This window comes from Collinsella aerofaciens, from assembly GCF_015557435.1.
GTDB lineage: Bacteria > Actinomycetota > Coriobacteriia > Coriobacteriales > Coriobacteriaceae > Collinsella > Collinsella aerofaciens_Z.
In genome coordinates this window covers 1-24259 of the sequence record NZ_JADNOH010000096.1, presented here as the reverse complement: position 1 = coordinate 24259, position 24259 = coordinate 1, and the positions used below count along the sequence as shown (strand labels likewise).

26 protein-coding genes are annotated in these 24259 nt (G+C 59.0%); 15 read left to right on the top strand and 11 right to left on the bottom strand.

The genetic code is table 11. The features are described from left to right. Positions 1–12: 12 nt before the first annotated feature. From I2G43_RS09395 to I2G43_RS09380, 4 genes are all read right to left on the bottom strand, one after another. Positions 13–423, bottom strand: a complete 411-nt coding sequence (locus I2G43_RS09395) for an acylphosphatase (RefSeq protein ID WP_195535950.1) — start codon at positions 421–423, stop codon at positions 13–15. Between the two features lie 2 nt (positions 424–425). Further along, positions 426–1532 (bottom strand): Gfo/Idh/MocA family protein, encoded by a 1107-nt coding sequence (locus I2G43_RS09390; RefSeq protein ID WP_117779257.1) that lies wholly within the window; start codon positions 1530–1532, stop codon positions 426–428. A gap of 73 nt (positions 1533–1605) precedes the next feature. Then, complete coding sequence (gene rnhA, locus I2G43_RS09385; protein WP_089572983.1) at positions 1606–2091, bottom strand: ribonuclease HI; 486 nt, start codon at positions 2089–2091, stop codon at positions 1606–1608. A 99-nt stretch (positions 2092–2190) separates the two neighbouring features. Beyond that, positions 2191–3093: a LysR family transcriptional regulator gene (locus I2G43_RS09380; protein WP_195535949.1), complete on the bottom strand. Its 903-nt coding sequence runs from the start codon at positions 3091–3093 to the stop codon at positions 2191–2193. Between the two features lie 275 nt (positions 3094–3368). Between I2G43_RS09380 and I2G43_RS09375 the strand changes: the two genes are divergently transcribed. From I2G43_RS09375 to I2G43_RS09365, 3 genes are all read left to right on the top strand, one after another. After that, entirely contained in the window at positions 3369–4679 is a 1311-nt protein-coding gene (locus tag I2G43_RS09375) for an O-acetylhomoserine aminocarboxypropyltransferase/cysteine synthase family protein (protein ID WP_195535948.1), read from the top strand. 312 nt (positions 4680–4991) lie between these two features. Beyond that, complete coding sequence (locus I2G43_RS09370; RefSeq protein WP_195535947.1) at positions 4992–5768, top strand: hypothetical protein; 777 nt, start codon at positions 4992–4994, stop codon at positions 5766–5768. A 191-nt stretch (positions 5769–5959) separates the two neighbouring features. Beyond that, positions 5960–6166 (top strand): hypothetical protein, encoded by a 207-nt coding sequence (locus I2G43_RS09365; RefSeq protein ID WP_195535946.1) that lies wholly within the window; start codon positions 5960–5962, stop codon positions 6164–6166. A gap of 109 nt (positions 6167–6275) precedes the next feature. Here the strand turns inward: I2G43_RS09365 and I2G43_RS09360 are convergent, their stop codons facing one another. Further along, the gene (locus I2G43_RS09360; protein WP_229071767.1) at positions 6276–7190 is read right to left on the bottom strand and encodes a ketopantoate reductase family protein; all 915 of its coding nucleotides are present in this window, start codon (positions 7188–7190) and stop codon (positions 6276–6278) included. A gap of 117 nt (positions 7191–7307) precedes the next feature. Further along, positions 7308–8078 carry a cyclase family protein gene (locus tag I2G43_RS09355; protein WP_195535944.1) on the bottom strand — a complete coding sequence of 257 codons (771 nt, stop codon included), beginning with the start codon at positions 8076–8078 and terminating at the stop codon, positions 7308–7310. A 163-nt stretch (positions 8079–8241) separates the two neighbouring features. Between I2G43_RS09355 and I2G43_RS09350 the strand changes: the two genes are divergently transcribed. The 6 genes from I2G43_RS09350 (at position 8242) to I2G43_RS09325 (ending at position 14804) form a co-directional block, all read left to right on the top strand. Beyond that, a complete protein-coding gene (locus tag I2G43_RS09350) occupies positions 8242–9432 on the top strand; it encodes an aldo/keto reductase (RefSeq protein ID WP_195535943.1) in 1191 nt (396 codons plus the stop codon). Positions 9433–9522: 90 nt separating this feature from the next. Next, positions 9523–10542: a Gfo/Idh/MocA family oxidoreductase gene (locus I2G43_RS09345; protein ID WP_324249537.1), complete on the top strand. Its 1020-nt coding sequence runs from the start codon at positions 9523–9525 to the stop codon at positions 10540–10542. 144 nt (positions 10543–10686) lie between these two features. Next, entirely contained in the window at positions 10687–11553 is an 867-nt protein-coding gene (locus I2G43_RS09340; RefSeq protein WP_195535942.1) for a deoxyribonuclease IV, read from the top strand. 147 nt (positions 11554–11700) lie between these two features. Beyond that, positions 11701–12561 carry an ABC transporter substrate-binding protein gene (locus I2G43_RS09335; protein WP_117773776.1) on the top strand — a complete coding sequence of 287 codons (861 nt, stop codon included), beginning with the start codon at positions 11701–11703 and terminating at the stop codon, positions 12559–12561. A 140-nt stretch (positions 12562–12701) separates the two neighbouring features. Beyond that, the gene (locus I2G43_RS09330) at positions 12702–14039 is read left to right on the top strand and encodes an ABC transporter permease subunit (protein ID WP_229071765.1); all 1338 of its coding nucleotides are present in this window, start codon (positions 12702–12704) and stop codon (positions 14037–14039) included. A 12-nt stretch (positions 14040–14051) separates the two neighbouring features. Continuing rightward, entirely contained in the window at positions 14052–14804 is a 753-nt protein-coding gene (locus tag I2G43_RS09325; RefSeq protein WP_055251428.1) for an amino acid ABC transporter ATP-binding protein, read from the top strand. A 116-nt stretch (positions 14805–14920) separates the two neighbouring features. Here I2G43_RS09325 and I2G43_RS09320 read toward each other — a convergent pair whose 3' ends face one another. Together I2G43_RS09320 and I2G43_RS09315 are read right to left on the bottom strand one after the other, a co-directional pair. Beyond that, the gene (locus tag I2G43_RS09320) at positions 14921–15340 is read right to left on the bottom strand and encodes a flavodoxin (protein WP_195535941.1); all 420 of its coding nucleotides are present in this window, start codon (positions 15338–15340) and stop codon (positions 14921–14923) included. Positions 15341–15385: 45 nt separating this feature from the next. Continuing rightward, on the bottom strand, positions 15386–16090 hold the full coding sequence (locus I2G43_RS09315) for a DUF3793 family protein (protein WP_195535940.1): 705 nt from the start codon (positions 16088–16090) through the stop codon (positions 15386–15388). A gap of 174 nt (positions 16091–16264) precedes the next feature. Between I2G43_RS09315 and I2G43_RS09310 the strand changes: the two genes are divergently transcribed. Next, positions 16265–16648 (top strand): heavy-metal-associated domain-containing protein, encoded by a 384-nt coding sequence (locus I2G43_RS09310; protein ID WP_195535939.1) that lies wholly within the window; start codon positions 16265–16267, stop codon positions 16646–16648. 26 nt (positions 16649–16674) lie between these two features. Here the strand turns inward: I2G43_RS09310 and I2G43_RS09305 are convergent, their stop codons facing one another. Both I2G43_RS09305 and I2G43_RS09300 read right to left on the bottom strand, forming a co-directional pair. Next, positions 16675–17100, bottom strand: coding sequence for a hypothetical protein (locus I2G43_RS09305; RefSeq protein WP_233540813.1), 426 nt, complete (start codon positions 17098–17100; stop codon positions 16675–16677). Continuing rightward, positions 17093–18598, bottom strand: a complete 1506-nt coding sequence (locus I2G43_RS09300) for a DNA repair protein (protein ID WP_195535938.1) — start codon at positions 18596–18598, stop codon at positions 17093–17095. Before I2G43_RS09300 ends, I2G43_RS09305 begins: the two co-directional genes overlap by 8 nt. Positions 18599–18842: 244 nt before the next feature. On the opposite strand from I2G43_RS09300, the gene I2G43_RS09295 reads away from it, so the two are divergent. The 5 genes from I2G43_RS09295 to I2G43_RS09275 all read left to right on the top strand — a co-directional run bounded on the left by I2G43_RS09295 (position 18843) and on the right by I2G43_RS09275 (position 23935). After that, on the top strand, positions 18843–19346 hold the full coding sequence (locus I2G43_RS09295; protein WP_168170427.1) for an iron-containing alcohol dehydrogenase: 504 nt from the start codon (positions 18843–18845) through the stop codon (positions 19344–19346). Positions 19347–19545: 199 nt separating this feature from the next. Then, positions 19546–21240: a glucose-6-phosphate isomerase gene (pgi, locus tag I2G43_RS09290; protein ID WP_117564424.1), complete on the top strand. Its 1695-nt coding sequence runs from the start codon at positions 19546–19548 to the stop codon at positions 21238–21240. Between the two features lie 235 nt (positions 21241–21475). Further along, positions 21476–22318, top strand: coding sequence for a Cof-type HAD-IIB family hydrolase (locus I2G43_RS09285; RefSeq protein WP_195535937.1), 843 nt, complete (start codon positions 21476–21478; stop codon positions 22316–22318). Positions 22319–22381: 63 nt separating this feature from the next. Continuing rightward, positions 22382–23041, top strand: coding sequence for an HAD family phosphatase (locus I2G43_RS09280; RefSeq protein WP_324249536.1), 660 nt, complete (start codon positions 22382–22384; stop codon positions 23039–23041). Between the two features lie 150 nt (positions 23042–23191). Then, positions 23192–23935 (top strand): GntR family transcriptional regulator, encoded by a 744-nt coding sequence (locus I2G43_RS09275; RefSeq protein ID WP_195535935.1) that lies wholly within the window; start codon positions 23192–23194, stop codon positions 23933–23935. 94 nt (positions 23936–24029) lie between these two features. On the opposite strand, the gene I2G43_RS10565 is transcribed toward I2G43_RS09275, so the two are convergent. After that, positions 24030–24259 (bottom strand): hypothetical protein (locus tag I2G43_RS10565; protein WP_229071763.1); only part of this gene is annotated, 230 nt, incomplete at its 5' end.

Below are 24259 nucleotides of genomic sequence, written 5' to 3'. Positions count from 1 at the left end.
TAGCACACAATACTAATAACGAGGAATGAAACTGTCTTCATTGGCAAGTGGGGCTTGGGTCTGGGCTTCTACGAGGCGAAAACGCGTTCCCATGCGCTCGTAGGAAGCATGAAGCGCCTCGAGATGAGATAGGACGTTTGCCGGAGCTCCCTGTATCTCCATCTCGACCGAGCCGTCTTCCATGTTGCGCACCCAGCCGGTGAGTGCGCGTACCTGCGCGAGGTTGGTGTTGGTAAAGCGAAAACCAACGCCCTGGACTTGCCCCGCCCAACGCAGGAAATAGCGCAGGGGAGTGTCTTGAGTGGCCTCGTCGCTTGCGAGCACAGTAAGCCTGCGGCGCAACTCGAACTCAATGTTTGATGGTTTTTGAGGCTCTCGACTGCCGCCGGTGACGCTGGAGAAGAACGCATCGAAGAAGCCCATCGCTAGGCCTGCTTGCCTGCGTCGGACGGGAAGGTAATGCCGGCCTGCTGGCGCACGGCATCCATGATGCGCAATGAGACGAGCGTGACATCGCGGTAGTGGCCAAGTTCGTGACGTCCCGCCGGGGTCTCCCAAATCTCTTCCTTAACGTTATCGATGCCGCCGATGGCGGTGATAAAGTCTGTGAGTTCGTATTCCATAGTGTTGCTCGATTTAGGCAGGTCGAGCACGCGGCCGTTGTCGCCCTGTTCGCGCGGTGCCTCGGTCGCCGAGCCGCGTACGACATCGCCGCGATAGTCGATGCGGACGTTGCGGGGCGTGGACAGATGGTCGATCTGGATAGTGCCACGCTCGCCTTCGATCTGCGAGGGCAGCAGGTCATTCGTTATTTTGGAGTGCGCGAGCTCGACGGAGATGCGGCCACCGCCGTAGCTGGCGAGGATGGAACCGCAGCCGTCGATGGGGCCGTGCGTGAGCTGTCGCGTGGCGGGGTCGAGCAGAGTAGCCATGCTCGTAAGGCCGGAGGGCATGCCGAAAATCTCGACCATGGGCTCGACGGTGTAGACGCCAATGTCCATGAGGGAACCCGATGCCATATTGCAGTCGAAGATATTGGTGGCGCGTCCCGCGAGAATCTCGTTGTAGCGCGAGGAATATTTGCCAAAGCGCAATGAGGCGCGGCGGATGGGGGCGATCTCGCCCAGGGCGTCCTCGATGGCGTGGAAGGCGGGGTCGTGGAGGGGACGCATGGCCTCGAGGGCCACGACACCTGCCGCCTCGGCAGCGCGGAAGACTTCCAGCGCCTGCGCTTCGGTGGCGCAGAAGGGCTTCTCGACGATGACGTGCTTGCCACCGGCGATGCAGGCAAGGGCCTGCTCGTAGTGAAGTGCGTTAGGGCTGCCGATATAGACGGCGTCGACGTCGGCGGCTGCCGCGAGCTCATCGAGTGAAGTAAAGTTTCGCTCGCCACCGCGCTCGGCGGTAAAGGCGGCACCGCGATTGGCATCGCGTGAAAGCGTGCCCACAAACGCGGCTTGGTCGTTGGCGTTGACGACTTGGATAAAGTCGTCGGTGATCATGGATGTGCCGATGGTCGCGATGCGCAGCATACGTCCCCCTTGCGTTGTTTGGTCTACAGGATGAGTGTAGCGCGTGGGGATATAAAGCTGCGCGAAAACGCTATTACAGGTCGCTCTCGTTAAAGCCGGCGTCGATATCGAGGTTGCTGCCGTCGGCCGCCGTGGTGGCGAGCTCATCGCAGCGCTCGTTGAGCTCGTGACCGGCGTGACCCTTAACCCAGATGAACTCAACCTTGTGCTTGCTTTTGGCGGTGAGTAGGCGCTCCCACAGGTCGCGGTTCTTGACGGGTTGCTTGTTGGCGGTTTTCCATCCGCGCTTTTTCCAGCCGTCGATCCAGTGCTTGTTAAAGGCGTTGACGACATACTGCGAATCGGAATGGACTTCGACCTCGCAAGGGCGGTTGAGCGCCTCGAGCGCCACGATGACCGCCATGAGTTCCATGCGGTTGTTGGTGGTCTTGGCGTAGCCGCGCGAAAGCTCGGAGGTGAAGGTCTTGCCGGCGGGGTTGGTGTATTTGAGCACGGCGCCGTAGCCGCCGCGTCCCGGATTTGATCGGGCCGAGCCGTCGGTGTAGATGATGACCTTCACGGGCTTCCTTTCGTTGAGTGCATTTCATGTGAGTGACCATTGTAGCGCCATGCCCGCCGGGGGCCAGCAATCTACGATTTCTACCCCGTCTTCCGACTGTTAGTTGGCATGGATGATGCGGTTGAGCTCGTCGAGGTATTGCTGCAAGAGGAGAGAGGGCTTGCGCTCGTCGTGCATGATGTAGCCAACGTGCATCGTTGGGGCGTCTGCTAGCGGGATCGATGCCATGCCCCATTGCATTTCATTGGAGAGGACACCGGTCGACAGGGTGTAACCGTTCGACGTGATAAGTAAGTTAGTAAGTGTTCCGCGGTCCGAGATTCGTATGTTGCGGTCGCAAGGGATATAGCTAAAAGGTTCCTCGGCGTAATAGAAGGAGTTTGAGGTTCCCTGCTCAAAGCTGTAGCGCGTATAGGGCGTGAGGTCGGCAAGGGACAGCTGCGGGCGGCGTGCGAGCGGGTGGCGCTCGCTAACGAAGACGTGGACCGTCGCGTCGAATAGGGGATGGAAGCTTGCGCGAGCATCGGCGAAGGCCTTCTGCAGAACGCGGGCGTTAAAGTCATCCAGATACAGAATGCCGATATCGCTGCGAAACGCACGGACGTCATCGATGATCTGCGATGTGGTGGTCTCGCGCATGATGAACTCGAACTTGCTGTCGCGGCAGCGCTCGACTACGTTGACAAAGGCCTCGACCGAAAAGGCGTAGTGCTGGGCGGAAATGGCGAGGCGGGCTTGCGGGGTGCCACCGTCCTCGTAGCGTGCCTCGAGCATGTCGGCCTGCTCTACGACCTGGCGCGCATAGCCCAAAAGCTCGGTGCCGTCGTTGGTGAGCGTGACGCCGCGGCTGGAGCGCGTAAAGATCTCCAGATGGAGCTCTTGTTCTAGGCTTTTGATGGCGTTTGAGATGTTGGACTGAGCGGTATAGAGGCGCTGAGCTGCGGCGTTGATTGAGCCGGACTCTGCCACGGCGATAAGAAAACGAAGCTGCTGGAGGGTCATCGGTGCCCGTCCTTTCGATAGCTATCTAAAAAACCGATAACAGGTTAGCGCTTTTAAGTGATTGACCGAGCGAAACAATGCTCGTACTATTCAAAACATACAAAGGAGGTAGGTAATTAAGCCGACCACGGAACCGGGATGTCAAAAGGAGGACCGCATATGAACTGCTTGCCAAGACGAATGCCGGGCTCCTGTTTGCGCCCGTTGGCGTGATCAGGAGACAGCGACTTACTTTTCTCTTATTTATTTACTTTCGTTCGATCAAGGAGATCATCATGAGCCAGTTCATCAACAACCCCGAGCACACCTTTGGTTTCGATACCCTGCAGCTTCATGTTGGCCAGGAGAGCGCCGACCCCGCATCCGACTCCCGCGCCGTGCCTATCTACCAGACCACGAGCTATGTGTTCCGCAACTCCCAGCACGCCGCCGACCGCTTTGGTCTTGCCGACGCCGGTAACATCTACGGCCGTCTGACCAACTCCACCCAGGGCGTCTTTGAGGACCGTATCGCCGCGCTCGAGGGTGGCGTGGCCGGTCTTGCCGTCGCCTCCGGTGCCGCTGCCATCACCTATACCCTGCAGGCTCTTGCCCAGGCTGGTGACCACGTGGTGGCTCAGAAGACCATCTACGGTGGCTCCTACAACCTGCTGGAGCATACGCTCTCCCAGTTTGGCGTCGAGACCACGTTTGTCGATGCTCATAACCTGGAAGAGGTTGAGGGTGCCATCAGGGACAACACCACGGTCATCTACCTCGAGACGCTCGGCAACCCCAATTCCGACATTCCCAACATCGACGCCATCTCCGAGATCGCCAAGAGGCATAGTTTGCCGGTCGTCGTCGACAACACTTTCGGCACCCCGTATCTGTTCCGTCCGCTGGAGCATGGCGCCAACATCGTTGTCCACTCCGCAACTAAGTTCATCGGCGGCCACGGAACTTCGCTGGGCGGCGTGATCGTCGATGGCGGCAACTTCGACTGGAAGGCGAGCGGCAAGTATGCGCAGATCGCCGAGCCCAACCCCTCCTACCATGGCGTCTCGTTTGCCGAGGCTGCCGGTCCCGCTGCCTTCGCGACCTATGTCCGCGCCATCTTGCTGCGCGACGAGGGCGCCTGCATCAGCCCGTTCAACGCCTGGATCTTGCTCCAGGGTACCGAGACTCTGTCGCTGCGCGTCGACCGTCATGTCGAGAACACCAAGAAGGTCGTTGAGTTCCTGGCTGGTGACAGCCATGTCGTCAAGGTGAACCACCCGAGCCTGTCTGAGCACCCCGATCACGAGCTCTATCAGAAGTACTTCCCCAACGGTGGCGCGTCGATCTTCACCTTTGAGATTAAGGGTGGCCAGGAGGCAGCTTGGAAGTTCATCGATCATCTGCAGGTGTTCTCGCTGCTCGCCAACGTGGCCGACGTCAAGTCGCTCGTCGTGCACCCGGCTACCACCACGCACTCCCAGCTCTCTGCCGAGGAGCTCGCCGAGCAGAACATCACGCCCTCCACGATCCGTCTTTCCATCGGTACCGAGAACGCCGAGGACATCATTTGGGATCTGAAGCAGGCCTTCGCCGCGCTGGACGAGTAAGGCGACTTGTGCAAGGACCCCTTGCGACTCGATAGGTATAACTGCATAAAATGCCTGCTCAAGGCGCCTGCGCAAGCAATGGTTGCGCAGGCGCCTTTTTTGCATAGGAAGGGCGCTATTACAGGGTTTTTGGCATGCTTTATGCATTCGAGTTGTGGAAAACTCCTGTTGAGAGGATGTGAGTTTTACGCAATTGACGTGCGCCTTTTGAGTAAAACCGCAGGTCGCGATTTGCTCGAGGTACTATGCAGCGCGATCGAATCACACGCAGCTCAAACGCAGCAAAAACGCACTACGGAGGTTTCCAGCTACATGAGGATCGATTCACGAAAACCGAAAGCCGCCGCCCTTTCCGCCGCTCTGACCGTGGCGCTTTTGGCGGGCGCCGGCACAACTGATGCCCACGCGGCAACACTGTCCGATACGGTTGGATCTACGCCGTCCGAGACGACGCTGGTACAGCCCGTTGATTATCGCGGCGATGGTTATGGTTCCATGCAGGAGTGGAACGCCTCGATGGAGGCCAAGCGCGATTCCCTTGAGATGCGCGCTCAGATTATCCTAAACATGTATGGTGACTATGCCACCGATGACGAGCGCGCTGTGCTGCAGGGTTGTATCGATGGTGCGGGCAGCCTTTTGACGATGGGGGAGGTCGACGCGAAGTCGACCGAGCTCGATGAGCTGCGCACTGCGCTTGAGAATGCCAAGCGCGAAGCGCTCGAGGCCGCTGCCGCCGAGGCAGAGGCTGCCGAGGCCGCCCAGGCTTCGTACTACAACGCCGGCTACACTCCGTCCTACGCGTCTGCCGCGTCCTACGCGAACGGATCGGGCCTGACGCGCTCTGCGGGTGTCAATAACTACAACGGGCGCCGCGAGACCTATTACAGCAGCAATGTGCTTTATCACTATCGCACGGGCGAATGGACTCAGGATTCTGAGGGCTTCTGGCGCGATTCCGACGGCTATTACGTTGTTGCCGCGGGCGATATGGCCCAGGGCTCGACCTTTACGGGCTCCAAGGGTGATTGCAAGGTCTATGACTCCGGCTGCGCCGCCGGAACCACCGACTACTACACCGGTTGGTAATCTGCCATCAGAGCAAAATAGGCACATGATGGGCGGGCGTCTTTACTGAGCTTTTAGGCAACGTAAAGCCGCCCTTTCTTTATGTGCGTTTGAGTTAACAGAGCCCTTACCGTGGCGGTACGCTGGGCGTATGCATGCGGGGCACACTGGTTCATGAGAAATAAGGTCTTTCTCGTGGAGGAAGTGGTCTCATGAACGCTCGAGATATCGCTATCGCCGCCGTCGCATTGGTACTTGGCTGTCTTGGCCCTACAGCTGCGTTTGTCGCAGGCATGCAGGGCTCGTGCGGGGCTGCTCCTATTGTGGTCGGCGCGCTGATCGCGGTCACACTGCTGGGAAGCGCCGGTGTTGTCCTTTGTCGCGACGATGAGGACGAGGTTCCGGAGTCGCATCTCTAGCTGTTGCGAAAATGACTGTTGGCCGTGGCTGAACATGAAAACCGCCACAAGGGGAGTGCCCTTTGCGGCGGTTTTTGCTATTGAGACTGTTGGATGCGGTGCGGCGGCGTTACCAGCTTGCCTCGATATCACGGATGCGCCGATAGAGCCATTCGTTCTGCGGCGCCTGGATATCGTGCTTGGCCGCGAGGCGGCGGACGGTGCCCGCGAACTCCTCGACCTCTGTTTTGCGCTGCGCGACGCGGTCCTGCGCCATCGAGGGCATGCCGGCGGGGTCGAGCCCCTCGATGAGATGCACCATCTGCGTTAGGTCTGCCTCGGTGAGCTCGATACCCTCGGCGTTGGCGACCGCAAGCGTCTCGCGCATGGCGGAGACAAAACTGCGGAGCTGCTCGGAGCCCTGTTCCGTGGCACTTCCGTACGTGCCGCCGTAGGCCATGCAAGTCTGGTTGATGCCGTCGTTGAGCATAAGTTTTGCCCACATGCGGTGGGCGATGTCGTCCTCGACGGTGTGGGCGATGCCGCAGCGCGTGTAGAGCCCGTCGATAGCGGTGACGGTCGCGGGGTCGGTGCCGGCGGCCGCACCAAAGCGGATCTCGCCCGCATTGGTAAAGGTGAGCGCGCCGTTGAGAAACACGGCGTCCATGCCCTGGCAGATACCAAGGACGGTGTGCTCCCAGCCAAAGCGCTCGGCAATCTTCTGCTCGCTCGTGATGCCGTTGCACAGCGACGCGATCAGCGTGTCGGGTCCCACGACGCTTTCCAGGGTTTTGAGCGCCACATCGAGCCCGGTTGTCTTGACCGTGAGGATGACCAGGTCGACGGGCGTCGCCTCGCTCGCGCGGACGGACTTGAGCGCGCAGGGCTTGCCGTTGACGGTGAGCGCATCACCCGCGTGGCGCTCAAAGCGCGCGTCGTCCATAACGTATTCGACGGCGTCGTTGCCGAGCGCTTGGGCGATCATGCTGCCGTAGAGCAGGCCCACGCCGCCCTTGCCGATGAAGGCGACCTTGTTGATCTGCATGTGAATCATCTCCCCATAAAAAGGCGCCCGCGTATGGGGCGCCTGATGGATTGTATGCCGCCGGGCCATGTCGCGTGCACCGGATGGCCGTATTTAGAAGAACAAACGCATGGGAACTTATGACGCGGGGCAGACCGCAAAGACACGTGCGGGATATCCGACGCTATCACGCACCTTGGGGAAGGTGCAGAAGATGACGGCGCCCGTGGCGGGAAGCTCGTCTAGATGGTCCATGACCTCGATCTGATAGCGGTCGACCGAGAGGATGTACTGTTCGCCGGGGTAGGGGTAGGCGTCCTCACGCGTGGTCACGCTCGCCGGGTCGGTGTCAGCCGGCTCGTGGCCGATGGCGCCGATGTCGCGCTCTTCAACGAGCCACTTGATGGCGCCGAGGTCCCAGCCGGGGTAGTGGGGCTGGCCGTCCTCGTCCTTGTTCTCGAGGTCGGCGAGCTTGGACCAGTCGGAGCGGAAGGCGACGAAAGCGTCCTTGGGAATGCGACCGTGCTCATCCTCCCAGGCTTTGAGGTCCTCGATGGTCAGGATAAAGTCGGGATTCGCGGCGCACTCCTCATGCTTGTCGATCACGCAGAGCGGATGCATAAACTCGATGGGTTCAATCTCTCCAAGGGAACGACCCTCGACATGGAAGTGGCGCGGCGCGTCGACGTGGGTGCCGTACTGCGAGGCGACCGAATACTGGAAGCAACGCATGGGCGCGAGCATGTCCTCGGGCGTGCCGGGCAGGTAGTCGAAGAGCTTGGTGGACTCAAATGGCTTAAAGCCAAACCAGTGCGGGGTGTCGCATGAGAGCGTGTGGGTGAGGTCGACCCAGCGATAATCGTTGCTTTTGAGCTGGGAGGCGAGGTTCCAAAGGTCGAGCGCGGGCATGGGCGGCTCCTTTCATCGGGCTTTTTGCTGATGTTAAAGCGGTGCCGTGACAGCTCGATTTCTGCTACGTTACGATACGTTCTCGATTGCGATTCCAATGTGTTTCGATGGCGTGACCATTGTGTTTCGTCTTGCCGGGGTGCTGATGGCGAAAGGAGGGGGCGTGCAATACCGCGTTGACCCCAAAAGTGGTAACCGAATATCCGCTCTGGGTCTGGGCTGCATGAGATTTCCCGGTGCGCCGGGACACCCCGATGCGAAGACATCCGATGCCATCATTTCCCGTGCGGTGGAGCAGGGGATTAATTATCTGGATACCGCGTATCTCTATCCCGGTAACGAGGTGTGCGTGGGCGCCTCACTTGAGCGCTTGGGGCTGCGCGACCGGGTGTTGCTGGCGACTAAGTTGCCGCACGCTTCGTGCAAATGTGCGGAGGATTTCGACCGCTTTTTTGACGAGCAGCTGCACCGTTTGCGGACCGACCATATTGACTACTACCTTATGCACAACATCACCTCGCCCGCCCAGTGGGAGCGCGTGGTGGCGTTGGGCATCGAGGACTGGATTGCGCACCAAAAGGCTGCGGGGCGTATTCGCCAGATAGGTTTTTCGTACCACGGCAGTGCGGCGGACTTCCTCACGATGCTTGACGCGTATGACTGGGATTTTTGCCAGATCCAGTACAACTACGCTGGAGAGCGCTACCAAGCGGGGACGGCGGGACTTATAGCAGCCGCCGAGCGCGGGCTCGCGGTGTTTGTGATGGAACCGCTTTTGGGTGGACGCCTGGCGGGCAAGCTGCCTCCGCGGGCCCGCGCCGTGCTCGATGACGTACGCGATCCGTACCTGAAGTCGCCGGCTGCTTGGGGCCTTTCGTGGGTGTGGAACCATCCTCAAATCACGATGCTGCTTTCGGGCATGACCGATACCGCGCAGGTGGACGAGAACGCGGTGCTGGCGGATCGCGCGCTGCCGGATTCGATGACGACAGAGCAGCTCGATACCATCGCGCGTGTGCTAGGAGAGTTTGAGAAATCGAATCGCGTACCCTGTACGGGGTGCGGCTACTGCATGCCATGCCCCAAGGGCATCAATATTCCCGGCTGCTTTGCCGCCTACAACGCGAGTTACGCGCATAGTTGGTTTACGGGGCTGTCTCAATACTTTACGGCGAGCGCGGTGCGGACGAACGAGCCCAAGCTGGTGAGCAATTGCGTCAAGTGCGGCAAATGCGCACGTCACTGCCCGCAGCACATCGATATCCCCGGGCGCTTGGACGACGTACGCCGCCGTTTTCAGCCTGGCCCCGTGACGGCGGTGCTCAAGGCCTTCGGCAAAACGCGCTCCTCATGACCCTTTTATAACTTGCGGTGGAATAGTTCCTGTTTGCGGCAGAATGGGGCTTAAACAGGAACTATTCCACCGCAACTGAAGGGGGCTGTCGTGGGCTATCGGGATTCATGTGATGATTTGCGTGAGGTTCGTTGGGGCGTTTTGGGCGCTGGGCACATTTCGCATCGATTTGCATCGTCGCTCAAGAAGGTCGACGAGGCACGGCTGGTGGCTGCGGCCGGCCGCACTCCTGCACATGTCGAGAAATTTTGTCGAGCGTTTTCGATTGATGCCGCGCACAGTTATGCCACGGCTGGCGATAGCGGCGATGCGGCTTATGATACGTTGATTGCCGATCCCGATGTCGATGCAATCTACTTGGCTATTCCACATGGCATGCATGCACATTGGGCTTGTCGGGCACTGCGCGCGGGAAAGGCCGTGCTGTGCGAAAAGCCGGCCGTTTTGAATGAAGAAGAGACCCATGCGATCGCCTCTGTTTCCCGTGAGTGCGGTGTGCCGTTTATGGAGGCGATGAAAAATCGGTTTTGTCCGATGCATACTCGCGTGAAGGGTTTGCTTGCGTCGGGCGAGCTCGGCTGTATCGTCTCGATCGAAAGCGTGCAAAAACTCGATTATGGTGAGTCCCCTTCGAGTTATCTGCTCGATCCGTTGCAGGGTGGCTGTCTATATGACATGGGCTGCTATGCGGTCGGGTGGTTTGAGGATCTGCTTGCGGGTGCGTGCGATGTTTCGTCTCGTGAAGTTCGCTGGCGTGACGTATTAGGCGGCCGCGTGGATTGGGCCGATGAGATCCATATGAGTGTCGGCGGTATACCCATTCATATGGTGTGCGACGGCAAAGCAGCATATGAAAGCCGCTTAACGATTGCCTGCGAACGGGGTTCGGTGGAAATCGAGCGCCTCCATCGCCCCGAGCTCGCCCATGTGAAGTACTCCGACGGACGAATGCTCGAAATTAATGTTCCGTTTGAAGTCGATGATTTCTACGGCGAAATTCAGCATGCGACGCAGCTCGTCCAGACGGGAGAGCTTGAAAGCCCCGTTATGCCTCTTGCCGCCACGCAGCGCTGCGCGCAGATTATCGATGCGATTCGCTTGACGCTCTAGGCTGCGGTGCTGGTGCTCAAGGGGGCTCGGCGGACCTTGCCCCTGATGCCCCTTTTATATCTTGCGGTGGAATACGGTCTGTTTGCGCCAAAATAAGGCACCAATAGACCGTATTTCACCGCAACTGATGAGGGGGAGCTGGAGATGCTGACGATTGGGTGCCATCTTTCGACGACGAAGGGCTATCGGGCAATGGGGGAGACGGCGTTGTCCATTGGTGCCAATACCTTTGCGTTCTTTACGCGCAACCCGCGCGGTGGCAAGGCAAAAGACCTTGACATGGATGACGTGGCGGCTCTGCGCGAGCTTATGGCGCAAAACGACTTTGGACCGCTGGTGGCGCATGCCCCGTATACCTATAACCCCTGCTCCGCTAAGGAGCGAGCGCGCGAGTTTGCCTTGGAGGCTATGGCGGAAGATTTGCAGCGTCTGGAAGCACTGCCCGGCAACTACTACAACTTCCATCCCGGTGCGCATGTGGGACAGGGGGCAGACGCCGGCATTCAGATGATTGTCGACACGCTGTGCCAGGTGATGTTTGAGGGACAGCAGACGACGGTATTGCTTGAGACCATGGCGGGCAAGGGCACCGAGGTGGGCCGTAGCTTTGAAGAACTGGCGCGCATTATCGAGGGCGTTGCCGCCAAGTGCCCAGAGCTGTCCGATAAGCTGGGCGTTTGTTTGGACACCTGCCATGTGAGCGATGCCGGCTACGACATCATCCATGATCTTGACGGCGTACTCGACGAGTTCGACCGCGTGGTGGGTATCGAGCGCTTGCGCGCCGTGCATATCAACGACTCGAAGAACCCTTGTGGCGCCCATAAAGATCGCCACGAGTGCATCGGCAAGGGATACCTTGGCAGCGAAGAATTTGGTGGCGGTATGCAGGTTATGCAGAATATTGTATCGAATGGCCGTTTGCGTTCGCTGCCGTTTATTTTGGAGACTCCGAACGAACTTGCAGGTTATGCAGCTGAAATTAGACTATTAAGGTCGTTGCAGCAGTAATGACTGTCACAAAGTAGAGTATTCCATTCACGTTATGGGTTTGTTTCAATCAGTTTTCTCATTGCAGATTCGTAATTCCGGGTGCATAATAGCCAACAGTTTTTGCAGACCTCTGAATCAAACGAGGTCACCGGAAGGAGACTGATTATGAAGCTCAAGAAGCTTGGCGCATTTGCCGCCACGGGTGCTATGGCGCTCGCCCTTGCTCTGACGGGCTGCGGCTCGTCCAACGCCACCTCTGGTTCTGATGCCGGTTCCAGCAGCTCTGACGACGCTAAGGTCGAGAAGGTCGACGGCTCCAAGGAGTACGCACTCGTCAAGGACGGCACGCTGACCGTCGGCACCTCTGCCGAGTACGCCCCGTTTGAGTACAAGGACGACAACGGCGATTATCAGGGCTTTGACCTTGAGCTTATCAAGGCTATCGGCGACAAGCTGGGCCTGGATGTCGAGTACGTCAACAATGACTTTGACACGCTGGTTCCGGGCGTCGCTTCGGGTGCCAAGTATGACGTCTCCATCGCGGCTATCACTGACACGCCCGAGCGTGAGAAGGAAGTCACTTTCTCCGATTCCTACTACATGGACGATCAGGCCATCGTGACCAAGGTCGATAACGCCGACATCACGGCTGACAACTACAGCGAGAAGCTCAACAACGCCGACGCTACCATCATCGTCCAGTCTGGCTCGACCGCCGAGGCCTTTGCCCAGGAGAACTTCCCCAAGGCCAAGATCGTCCCCTACAAGGATGCTACCGAGTGCTTCAGCGCCTTGCAGTCCGATAAGGGTGACGCCGTAGTCACCAACCGCTCCGTTGCCAGCCAGCTGACCGCCGAGCAGTTCAACACCTGCCAGACCATCAAGCAGATCAGCACCGGCGAGGAGTACGCCATCGCCATCAACCAGGGCAATACCAAGCTCAAGGACGACATCAACCAGGCTATCAAGGACCTGACCGACGACGGTACCGTTGACGCCCTCATGGCTAAGTACAACATCAAGTAGAATAGTCACTTGATTGCAAGCGGGCCCTTTCCGTTTTGGCGGAGAGGGCCTTTGCGTTTCTTGAATGGGCGTCATCCCGCCCCGTTATGTCGGCAACTTAAACGTTAGGAGCCACCTTGTCTCGATTGAACCAAGGAGCCATGGGCAAGAGCCATCCACTGCCCTTGATGCTCCAAAAGCTGGCCTGTGCCCTGGCTGTGGCGCTCGCCCTGGTATGCGCGGGGGCCTGCGTGCCCTCGACCGCTCAGGCACTTGAGACCGCAAAGATCACCGCCCGACCCAATACCGGTTCGGGTAGCGACGTGGTCGGTGGCACCGAGACTCGTATCACCTGGGAGGTCCAGGCCGATGCCGATGAGGAGCTGAGCGGTCTTTCGCTGACGTTTGTCGATGGCACGACCTTTGGTGCGGACGACACGCGTCTGACGATGCTCTCGGGCGATGACCTTATGGACCGTACGCCCATGAAGCCCACGTGCAAGGTCGATGGTCAGACGCTCAAGATCGATTTTGGTGAGACGGCGCCCGCCGGCGGTTATTTCCGTGTCGAGGTCTACGGCGTGACCTTCCCCGTCGAGGGCGGCGACGAGGCCTTTAGCGGCACCTACACTTTGGCCGATGGTTCGACCAAGAAGATCTCCAAGATTCCGTCGGTGGAGATCAAGGGCGTGACGGCATTCGATAACTTCCTGGCCGACCTTAAGGAGCAGCCGTGGGTCGAGGCATGGAATTCCAACATGTTCCTTCGCTTGTTCCTGAACCCGGTCATTTTGGTCCAGAGCCTGCCGATCGTCTTCAAAGGCTTCCTCATGTCGCTCTCGATCGTGCTCGTGGCGTTTCCGCTGGCAATTCCCTTTGGTTTCGCCCTGTCGCTCATGCGCATCTCCAAGTCGCGCATCCTGCGTTGCCTTGCCGGTATCTATGTGAATATCATTCGCGGTACGCCGGCGTTCCTGCAGATCTATATCGCGTTCTTCGGTCTGCCGTTGGCCGGCGTCAAGGTGGACGACTACGTGCTCGGCGTCATCGTCATGGCCATGAACTCGTCTGCGTATCTGTGTGAGATCTTCCGCGCCGGTATTCAGTCGATCCCCAAGGGCCAGAACGAGGCTGCGCGTTCGCTGGGCATGAACGCGTTCCAGACGCTGGTCTATGTCATGATTCCGCAGACGTTCCGTAATGTCCTGCCTACGCTGACCAGTGAATTTATCCTGCTTTACAAGGATACGTCGCTGCTCGCGGCTGTGGGCGTGGTCGAGATCGTCATGAACGCCCGCACCATCGTGGCCACGACGGGCTCCATTACACCGTACGTGGTTGCCGCCCTGTTCTATCTGGTCATCACCCTGCCGCTCGCTCGCTTGGTGAGCGGTCTTGAGGCAAGGCTTTTAGGCACGGCCGAGACCAAGAAGAAGCGTCCCGCCAAGAGCGCCGGACAGGTTGTCGCGACGCCCGCCGATCACATCGCCGGTCTGTAAGGAGGTCCTATCATGAGCGAAACCAATAACTCGAACGAGGTTGTCGTCAGTATCAAGAACCTCCAGAAAGCCTTTGGCGATAACGTCGTTCTGCGAGATATCGATCTGGATGTGCATAAGGGCGAGGTCGTCGTAGTTCTGGGTCCCTCGGGCTCGGGTAAGTCGACGATGCTTCGCTGCATCAACCGTCTTGAGCATCCCACGAGTGGCTCGATTGTCGTTGAGGGTGTGGACGTGTGCGCCAAGGGCGTCGACCTTAACAAAGTGCGCACGCATCTGGGTATGGTGTTCCAGCAGTTCAATTTGTTCCCGCACCTGTCAGTCAAAAAGAACGTCATGCTTGCGCAGCAGAAGGTGCTCAAGCGCAGCAAGGAAGAGGCCGAGAAGATTGCCGTCGAGGAGCTGACCAAGGTCGGTCTTGCCGAGCGTATCGACTTTATGCCGAGCCAGCTCTCGGGCGGCCAGCAGCAGCGCGTTGCCATCGCCCGCGCCCTGTCGATGAACCCGCACGTCATGCTCTTTGACGAGGCCACCTCGGCGCTTGACCCCGAGCTCGTGCGCGACGTCCTGGGCGTCATGCGCGACTTGGCGCGCGACGGCATGACCATGATCGTCGTGACGCACGAGATGGGCTTTGCCCGCGATGTCGCCGATCGCGTCGTCTTTATGGACGGCGGCGTCATTGTGGAAGAGGGTACGCCGAGCGAGGTCTTCGACCACCCCAAGAGCGAGCGCACCAAGGCGTTCTTGGGAAATATCTCGTAGCCGGTTGATGTAACTGCCGTTACAAAAGAGCGGGGGCTGGACTTGAATCCAGCCCCCGCTCTTTTGTAGGGATGGGGATGCGCTGTGATACAGGCTCTTTTGGAGGTCTGGTTTCGTTACGCGAGCTCGGCTCCAAGGGCGCGGCAGGCCGCCTCGCCCTCATCGTCGGGGGCGTCGTAGCAAATGACGGAATCGACGACGTTGACGCCGGCCTCGTCGGCGTCGGCCTTCCAGTTGTCCATCCACTCGCCCTCGGCCCACGAATAGGAGCCAAAGAGGACGACCTTCTTGTCGCCGAGGGTCTCCTTGACCTCGTCCCACATAGGCTGAAACTCGTCATACTCAAGCTCCTCGGAGCCCATGGCGGGGCAGCCGAAGGCGAAGGCATCATATTCGGCGGCCTTGTCGGCAGAGAAGTCGGCGCAGGGGATGACCTCAGTTTCGGCCCCCGCGGACGTGGCGCCTTCGACGACGAGGTTTGCCATGGCCTCGGTATTGCCCGTGCCACTCCAGTAGACGACGGCGGTCTTGCTCATGTTTTGTCCTTTCGGTCGTGCGGCGCTTGCCGCGGCTTGTACGTTCTATCGGGTTGCCTGGGCAAGTTGCGCCAGGCTGCAGCCCTGCTGATAGATAAAAGTGAAGTATTGGGTGCAGGCGCGGTAGGCATCAAACGTCGCAAGCGCCTGCTCGACATTCGTGTAGACCTTCCAGGCCCCAAAGACCTTGTAGTTCTCGCCGCGCTGGACGATAAACTCGTGCACGTCGTCGTAGGGATATCCAAGGAAGTAGCCTATTTCGTGCGGAAACTCGCAGGTGCAGTCTTTGCTGCAGCTAGCTTGCTGGGGTAGTGCGCATCGAGTCTGGCTGCAGGCGCATTCCGCGACGTTATTGCTCGCGAGCGTGATGCGTGATGCCAAATGCACAAGGCATGCCGAAAGGTCTCTCGTGTCGTAGCCTTCCGAGGTGAGCGCCGTTTGGACGCGAGGGTCTGCGAAATAGGTGGTGAGGCTTTTGGCTCGGTACGCGTACACGAGCGCTCCGCAGGGCCGCCAGACCAAAACACTCAGGTGGATGCCGAGCGGGTCAAGCTCGCGATTGCACTGGGCGATAACGTTGAGCAGGCGTGCTCGGCGTTCTGCAATGGTTTCGGTTGTGGTCGAGCCGTCCCCGTGGGCGTAGGTGCCTGGATAGGTAAAGAGCGATGCCGGCTTGATGCCCGCGAGCGTGGGAGAGCAGTTGCGCACGACTGCCGCCTGAAACGTTGGGATGTCTATGGTTCGAGTCACGTCGCTCCTTGCGGATCCAAACTGTTAGCCTAGGAAAACTTATACACGAAAGTAAGCCATGGTCAACAAAAAAGTTTGAAGAGGGAAACTAATTGACCGAACAGACATGATTTTGGGTTAAGATGGGGGCACCCCATGGGGGTATCTAGATAGTGCTACTTGAAAGGGGAGCGCATGAGTGACTTGCTCAACCCTGCGAATCTCATCGTGCTGGCCGTCATTGCCGTTGGCATGTTTTTTGGACTGCGTCGCATTGCCGCTTCGACACACGGGAAGAGTTGCTGCAGCGATGGTACGAGCGGCAAGAAGGCCAAAAAGGTTGTTGTGGTGGATACCGATGCGTCACACTATCCCTATAGCGATGAGCTGCTCATCGGCGGCATGAACTGTGACGGCTGCGCTCAGAACGTAGCCAATGCCCTCAATGCGCTGGATGGCGTGTGGGCAACGGTGACGTATGCGGACCACACGGCACGCGTGCGCTCTAAGCAGCCGGTTGATCGTGGTGTCCTCGAGACGGCCGTGAAAGACGCGGGCTACTACATCATGACTCTGTAAGCGCCGCCCTGGATGCGCTTCCTTGGCTAGGCTCGTCCGCGCAGTTCGATGTCTTGGATGTCGTCGAAGTCGATGGCGATGTCTCGGAGTTTGAGGAGCTTGAAGGCGGGGAGCGCCTCGTCGAGGATGCCGGTGCGGCTGCGATAGCCGTATGTATCGTAATAGGTGACACGAATCAAGTCGCCACGTTTGAGACCCTCGAGCTTTTTAGAAAGCGCGAGGGCTTTTTCTTCCGTGAGCTCACGTTTTGGCTCGACGGTGATTTCCTGCTTGCGCACGAGTTCGTAGTATCCCGTGAGGGCGGCAAAGGGCATAAACTGTGCGGCGCGGTTGGCGCGCACGGCACCGTTGGCAGTGAGCTTGGGGTCGGCGGCGCGGCGTCTGCCCTCGGGGTCCGCCAGGCGCTCGAAGGCGGTCGGCGGGCGCACGGGCTGCTGCTTGGGTTTAGGCACGATGTCCTCCAACTTGGCCGTTGCGTTCGCGCGCGGTGGCGCCGGCGGTAAAGCTTAATCCCTTGACGAGCGCGTTCTTGCCGTACTTGCCTTTCACGGCCAGGACGGCGCGCGCCAGGTCGCGCTCGCGCTCATCGGCCTCGATATCGCTGAACAGATCGATGGTGGCAAATTCCTCGGGCATGAGGTTGCCAAATCCCAGGTTGATGCGCTTGACCGGTCGTTTGGGATCGACTGTTTGTGCCCAAAGGTCATCGAAATACCCCATGATTTTCTTAAACGAATTAGTGCGCTCGGGCAGCTTTCGCGAGGCGTTGGAGTGCGCAAAGAGCGCGGCATAGCCACCACGCGGTTTGCCGCCGTGTTCGCCCACAAAGATGCCATCGATTGCCTGCGCTTCGCGCACCAGACGACGCCTTTCGTCATCGCGCTGGACGGGCTTGGGAGCACGGGGCGCGAGCTCGGGGCCGGCAGTTGCGGTGGGTTCGATGCTCGATGTGCTCGAGCGCAGGTGCCCGCAGCCGTCTATATACTGCGCCGTGCCGCTGGCGTTGAGCCGGCGTATGTCGGCGCGCTCGCTTGCATAGCCCACAAAGAGCGAGATGCTGTCGCACACCACGTGCTTGTCGACTAGATCCAACACGGCGTTGTCGACCATTTCGCGCAAGACGGTGTAGGCCTGCTCGTAGGCATAGCCCTTCGAGAGCACCTGTCCTGTGGTGGTCGAGGTCGCTTGCGGGCGATAGGCTTGGATATCGGCGATGGTTGTCGGCTCGCGCCCGAAGGCGTGGTCGATGAGATATTCGGCATTGACGCCGAGTTCGTCGTAGAGCAGGTTCTCGTCGAGTGCGGCGACGCCCATCAGGTCGTAGACGCCGTATTTCTCGAGACGGGCCGCCACGCCGGGGCCGATGCCCCAGATGTCGGTGATGGGGCGATGGGGCCAGATCTCCTTGCGAAAGGTCCCGTCGTCGAGTATGCCGATGCGGCTGGGTACGTGCTTGGCGGTAATGTCGAGCGCTACCTTGGCCTGGAATAGGTTGGGGCCGATGCCGACCGTCGCCGTGATGCCGGTGCGCGCCAAGACCTCGTCGCGCAGCGTGCAGGCGAACCCTTCCGCATCGGTGTGATAGAGGTCCAGATAGGGCGTCACGTCGATAAAGCATTCGTCGATGGAGTAGACGTGAATGTCTTGCGGACTCACGTATTCCAGATAGATGCCGTAGATTTTCGCCGACACCTCCATGTAGTGCTGCATGCGCGGTACGGCCTTGATGCAGTCGATGCCGTCGGGAATCTCGAACAGACGGCAGCGGTTGTGTATCCCAAGGTCCTTCATAGCCTGTGTGATGGCGAGGCAGATGGTCGTGCGCCCGCGCGATTCGTCGGCAACGACCAGGCATGTAGTGAGTGGGTCGAGTCCGCGGTCGACGCACTCGACACTGGCGTAAAACGTCTTGAGGTCGATGCAGATGTAGGTGTGCTGCTCGTGCGCCATCCGTGCCTCCCATCAAACACATGTTCCTATCGAATACCTGTTCGATAATACCTGCTCGACCGGACACCGTCAAAACCTGTCCCTATTTGGCAGGTATGGTCGTGCGGTTGCATCGGGTTTTTAACGCAGCCCTAAAGAGCGCGAAACAGCTCGGAAAAGCTCGCTTCGTAGCATGAGCCTATTGAACGATACCGCCTATACGCACGGAAGGGTTGTGGGAAAGATGGTCAATTATGGGTTTGGTATGCCGACGCGCCTTGTTGCGGATGGAGATGTGGCTCGCTGGTGCGGGCGATTGGTCGCTCACTACGGTGGCACCAAGGCGCTGGTTGTACTGGGCGGTGACAAGCATACGCGCGATGAGCTCGTCTCGGCAGCACTCGGCTCGCTTGATCGAGCTCTGCTCGAACGCGTGCTTTTTCGCTGCGGCTCGGTTGAAGGCGACGGGGGAGACGAGCTGATCGACGAGGCCGTGGCCCTGGCGACCGATGAGGGCGTGGACTTTGTCCTGGCGATCGGCGATGCCGATACGGCGGGCTTTGCGCGCGAACTCGCTCGTCGCATGGCCGTACTCGATGCCGGCGAAGACGGTTTTGCCCCTTATGGATGTATCGTCTCGGAGGGCAAAGTGCCTGCCGTCGTGGGGGCCGGCGAGGTTCCCGTTTTTGCCATCATCGCGCCCGAACTGCTGGAGGGCATCGGGTCTCCTCTGCGTGAGTTGCTCGGTAGCGTCTGCGCTGCGGCCTAATATTTGGCATAAAGGGATAGGTTATTTTTGATTGGTAAAGCGTTTGACCTGCCAAATTAAACCTGTCCCTTTTTGGTCGGTTGCCGTTTGGGGGCCGATTGGCAACGCTCGCTGATTATAGTCTTGACCTGCGCTAGAATAGTGGCATCTGAATGTCCGGGCGCATGGAGGCGTGCGCCCGTATGCTGAGGAGGACTCTATGGCAACTGTTGCCGCACCTATCGATGCTACGTCGACTGCCGCTTGGAAGGCGCTCGAGGCCCATCAGGAGAAGCTCGAGGCCGAGGGTATCGACCTCAAGGCCTGGTTCGCCGCCGATGCCGAGCGCGTGAACAAGCTGAGCTTTGACGCCGGTGACCTGCACTTCGACCTGTCCAAGAACCTGGTGACTGATGAGACCGTCAAGCTGCTGTGCGATCTTGCCCGCGAGGTGAAGCTCGAGGAGCGCCGCGACGCCATGTTCTCCGGCGAGCACATCAACACCACCGAGGACCGCGCCGTCCTGCACACCGCGCTGCGCCGCCCGGCAAGCGAGAAGGGCCAGCTCATCGTCGACGGCCAGGACGTCGTCGCCGACGTGCACGAGGTTCTCGACCGCATGTATGCCTTCGCCGAGCGCGTGCGCTCCGGTGAGTGGAAGGGTGTTACCGGCAAGAAGATCGAGCACCTGGTGTCCATCGGCATCGGCGGCTCCGATCTGGGCCCGGTCATGGCTTACGAGGCCCTGCGTCCCTATGCCGACGCCGGTATCGATTGCCGCTATATCTCCAACATCGATCCCAACGACCAGGCCGAGAAGCTCAAGGGTCTGGATCCCGAGACCACGCTCGTGATCATCGTCTCTAAGACCTTCACCACGCTCGAGACCCTCACCAACGCCCGCGAGGTCAAGACCTGGATGCTCGAGCAGCTCAAGGCTCAGGGCGCCATCGACGGCTCCGATGAGCAGAACGCCGAGGCCGTGGCCAAGCACTTTGTCGCCGTTTCCACCGCACTCGAGAAGGTCGAGGCCTTCGGCATCGACCCCGCTAACGCTTTTGGTTTCTGGAACTGGGTCGGTGGCCGCTACTCTGTCGACTCCGCCGTGGGCCTGTCGCTGATCGTCGTGCTCGGCCCCGAGCGCTTCCAGCAGTTCCTCGAGGGCTTCCACGCCATCGACGAGTACTTCTGCAACACGCCGCTCGAGAACAACGCCGTCGCGCTGATGGGCCTGCTCAACGTCTGGTACGTCAACTTCTTCGGTTCCAAGAGCCACGCCGTGCTGCCGTACTGCCAGTACCTGCACCGTTTCCCGGCCTACCTGCAGCAGCTCACCATGGAGTCCAACGGCAAGCACGTCCGCTGGGACGGCAGCGCTGTGACCTCCGATACCGGTGAGATCTTCTGGGGCGAGCCCGGCACCAACGGTCAGCACGCCTTCTACCAGCTGCTGCACCAGGGCACCGTGGTGGTTCCGGCCGATTTCATTGCCTTCGCCAATACCGCCAACCCTGCGACCGACAGCGGTCAGGACGTGCACGAGCTGTTCCTGGGCAACTTCCTGGCCCAGACCAAGGCGCTCGCCTTTGGTAAGACGGCCGATGAGGTGCGCGCCGAGGGCACGCCCGAGCAGATCGTCCCGGCCCGCTGCTTTGAGGGCAACCGTCCGACGACCTCGATCTTCGGTGACACGCTGACCCCGTTTGCGCTCGGCGAGCTCATCGCCCTGTACGAGCACATCACGTTTGTCGAGGGCACGGTCTGGGGCATCGACTCCTACGACCAGTGGGGCGTTGAGCTGGGCAAGCAGCTTGCCAAGCAGATCACCCCGGCCTTCCACGACGACGCTGCCAAGGCCGAGCAGGACGCTTCGACCCAGGCGCTCATCGAGTTCTACCGCGCTCACCGCAAGTAGTTTTTACGGCCGAGTTGGCTTATGGCTGAAAGGGGCCCGTATCCGTTGGGATACGGGCCCTTGCTATTTGGATAGGATGGAATGTATCGGGAGGCGCCTCGACGGGCATCGCAATCGTCGAAGGCGCGCCGTTCATGTTCGGGACAATATGACTTTTTACCCGTTGCAGACAGAGCCGCCGTGGGTGTTCTGTATGATGGCTCAGACAAGGTTGTTCAATGATAGGGAGGCATATATGGCAATCAAAGCCATCGCAATGGATATCGACGGTACACTCACCAACGACCAAAAGGTCATCAGCCCGCGTACGCGCGAGAAGCTGCTCGCGGCGCAGGAGTCGGGCATTAAGCTCATCTTGGCTTCGGGCCGTCCCGCATGGGGGCTGCACGCCTTGGCGCAGGAGCTCGACCTTCAAAACCATGATGGTCTGCTAGTTGCCTTTAATGGCGCGCACGTGGTCGACGCTCAGACCGATGAGGTCCTTTTTGATCAGGCCATGCCGGCTGACGAACTGCACCGTCTGATTGATCATCTGCGCAATTTCGACGTGATTCCTATGATTTCGCTCGGTCGCGATTTGCACGTCGAGGACTCGTACCATTGCATGATCACGCTGCCTGACGGCTCGCAGAAAAACATCGTCAAATACGAGCGCGATGCGTGCGACCTTAAGATCCGTGAGGTCGAGAGCTTGCATGAGGTCGTGGACACTTGTCCCGTGGATAAGCTGCTGACGGCGGGCGATCCAGCCTACCTGCAGGCGCATTACGAGGAGATGTATGCGCCCTTTAAGCAGACGCTTTCGGGCATGTTTACGGCCGACTGGTACTTTGAGTACACGGCGCCCGGTATCGACAAGGCCCACGCGCTCGAGGGTGCCCTGCCCAAGCTCGGCATCGATGCCAGCGAGGTCGTTTCGTTTGGCGACGGCCAGAATGACAAGTCCATGATTGAGTGGGCGGGTACCGGTGTTGCCATGGGTAACGCCGTCGACGAGGTCAAGGCTGTGGCGCAGATGGTGACCGCCAACAACAACGAAGATGGCATTGCGGTGGCACTTGACCAGCTGCTGGGTTAGAATCGCCGATAGTGCATGGTTCGGGCGTCCGCTTGCGGGCGCCTTTTTGTTAGGGAGGGTGCCGTGTCCGCATTTCCGTTCGACGCCGTTATCTTTGACATGGACGGCGTCATTGTCGATACCGAGTATTACTACCTGGGCGAGACTGCCGCGTTTGCCAAGGAACTTGGGTTGAACCTGACCCAAGAGGAGCTGAACGGGCAGGTCGGTACCTCGCATCAGTTCTTTCTCCGCATGCTGGTCGATTGGTTTGAGCGTGCCGGTAGGGGGCATTTTACTGGCGAGGAAGCGTTGGCCCGTTGGGATGAGTGGGCGCATAAACGTCCGCGCGACTATCAGGCTTTGATTAACCCAGGCGCCGTGGATACGATTCGAGAGCTGCCGCGCCGCGGCGTTCGCGTGGCGCTTGCCAGTTCGTCTCCCATGGATAGCATCGAGGAAGTGCTCAATGCGTGTGGGCTGTCGGATGCCTTTGAGTATGTGGTGAGCGGCGAACAGTTTAAGGAGAGCAAGCCCGAGCCCGACATCTACCTGCATGCGCTGGACCTGCTGGGGCTGCCCGCGAATCGCTGCTGCTGCGTTGAGGATTCGGTGCCTGGCATCACTGCCGGCAAGCGAGCCGGCCTGACAGTCATTGCCAAGCGCGAGGAGCGCTTTGGCTTTAGCCAGGATGCCGCGGACAAGATTATCGACCGGCTGCCGGAGCTGCTCACGCTTTCTTAGGAGCGCGGTAGTTGCGCGTTTTTCGGGTCTGATGAGTAAATACCCGACATTTTGGCGCGGCAGCAATCATAATTAATGCTAATGCGGGCTCAAGGGCTTGTTGAATGCCCTTGAGCCCGCTTTTGACTTAATTGTGTTGGGAGAGGGTATATGCTACCGACTGAAGGGCTAACTGACGGTAAAGCAGCGATACCGCTGTACCAACAGGCTATTGATATCATTAAAAACGAAATCAACTCTGGTGCCTACAAGGCGGGCGCGCGGATACCCAACGAATTCGAATTGGCTGAGAGCTATAAAGTTGGCCGCGTTACCGTGCGACGCGCTATTGAGGAGCTCGTCCAGCAGGGCTATCTAACGAAGCGACAGGGGAAAGGCACGTTTGTCAATGCCCCCAAGCTTAAGCGCAAGCTTCGTCAGAAGGATGACGTCCAGAGTTTTTCGGACGTATGCCGCGTTAACGGAATGGAACCGGGGGCGCGTGTCATTTCGAGAAAGATACTGCCGGCGGATTCCACCGAAGCACAGTTCTTTGGTGTTCCCGTTGGATCTGACTTGATTTGCGTTGAGCGCGTGCGTACTGCCGATGGCGTCCCTGTCATGCTCGAGAACAACATATATGTTTACGAGGACAACGCCTATCTATCAACGGCACCTCTATCTAACCAATCCATTTTTGAGTTCGTGCACAACCGGACGGGCCGCACGCCCGCGTTTACTGACCCGTGCACGCTCGAGATCGTGTGCGCATCGCCCGAGGTCGCTCGGCTGTTGGCGGTTCCCATTGGCGAACCCTTGTTTTATATGGAAGCCTTCTTTTTTGATGAGCAAAGTCGGCCGTTTATCATCGGTCGTCAGCGGATCGTTGGGTCTCGCTACGTTTTTGACATCTAGGACATTGCGAATGGAGACGCCCGGTGGATCATCTCACCGGGCGTTTCCATACCGTTCACGGCACAAACGCAACCGTTCAACCGCGTTGCGGCAATCAGTTTGAAATTATCTTGATGACGAGAAAAGCTGCTGGTAATCTATAGAACGTCATAGAACGTTTGCCTTGTGCAAACGTTGAAGCGAGATGCGATGCAGTCTCGAGTTCTTTGGAGGTATCTATGTCAGATACGAAGGCGAAGAAGACAAACAGACGTTTTAAGTTCAAATTACCGCCCTTGAATATCAACTTCATCCGAACACCTCCCATATTCATCCGTACATGTA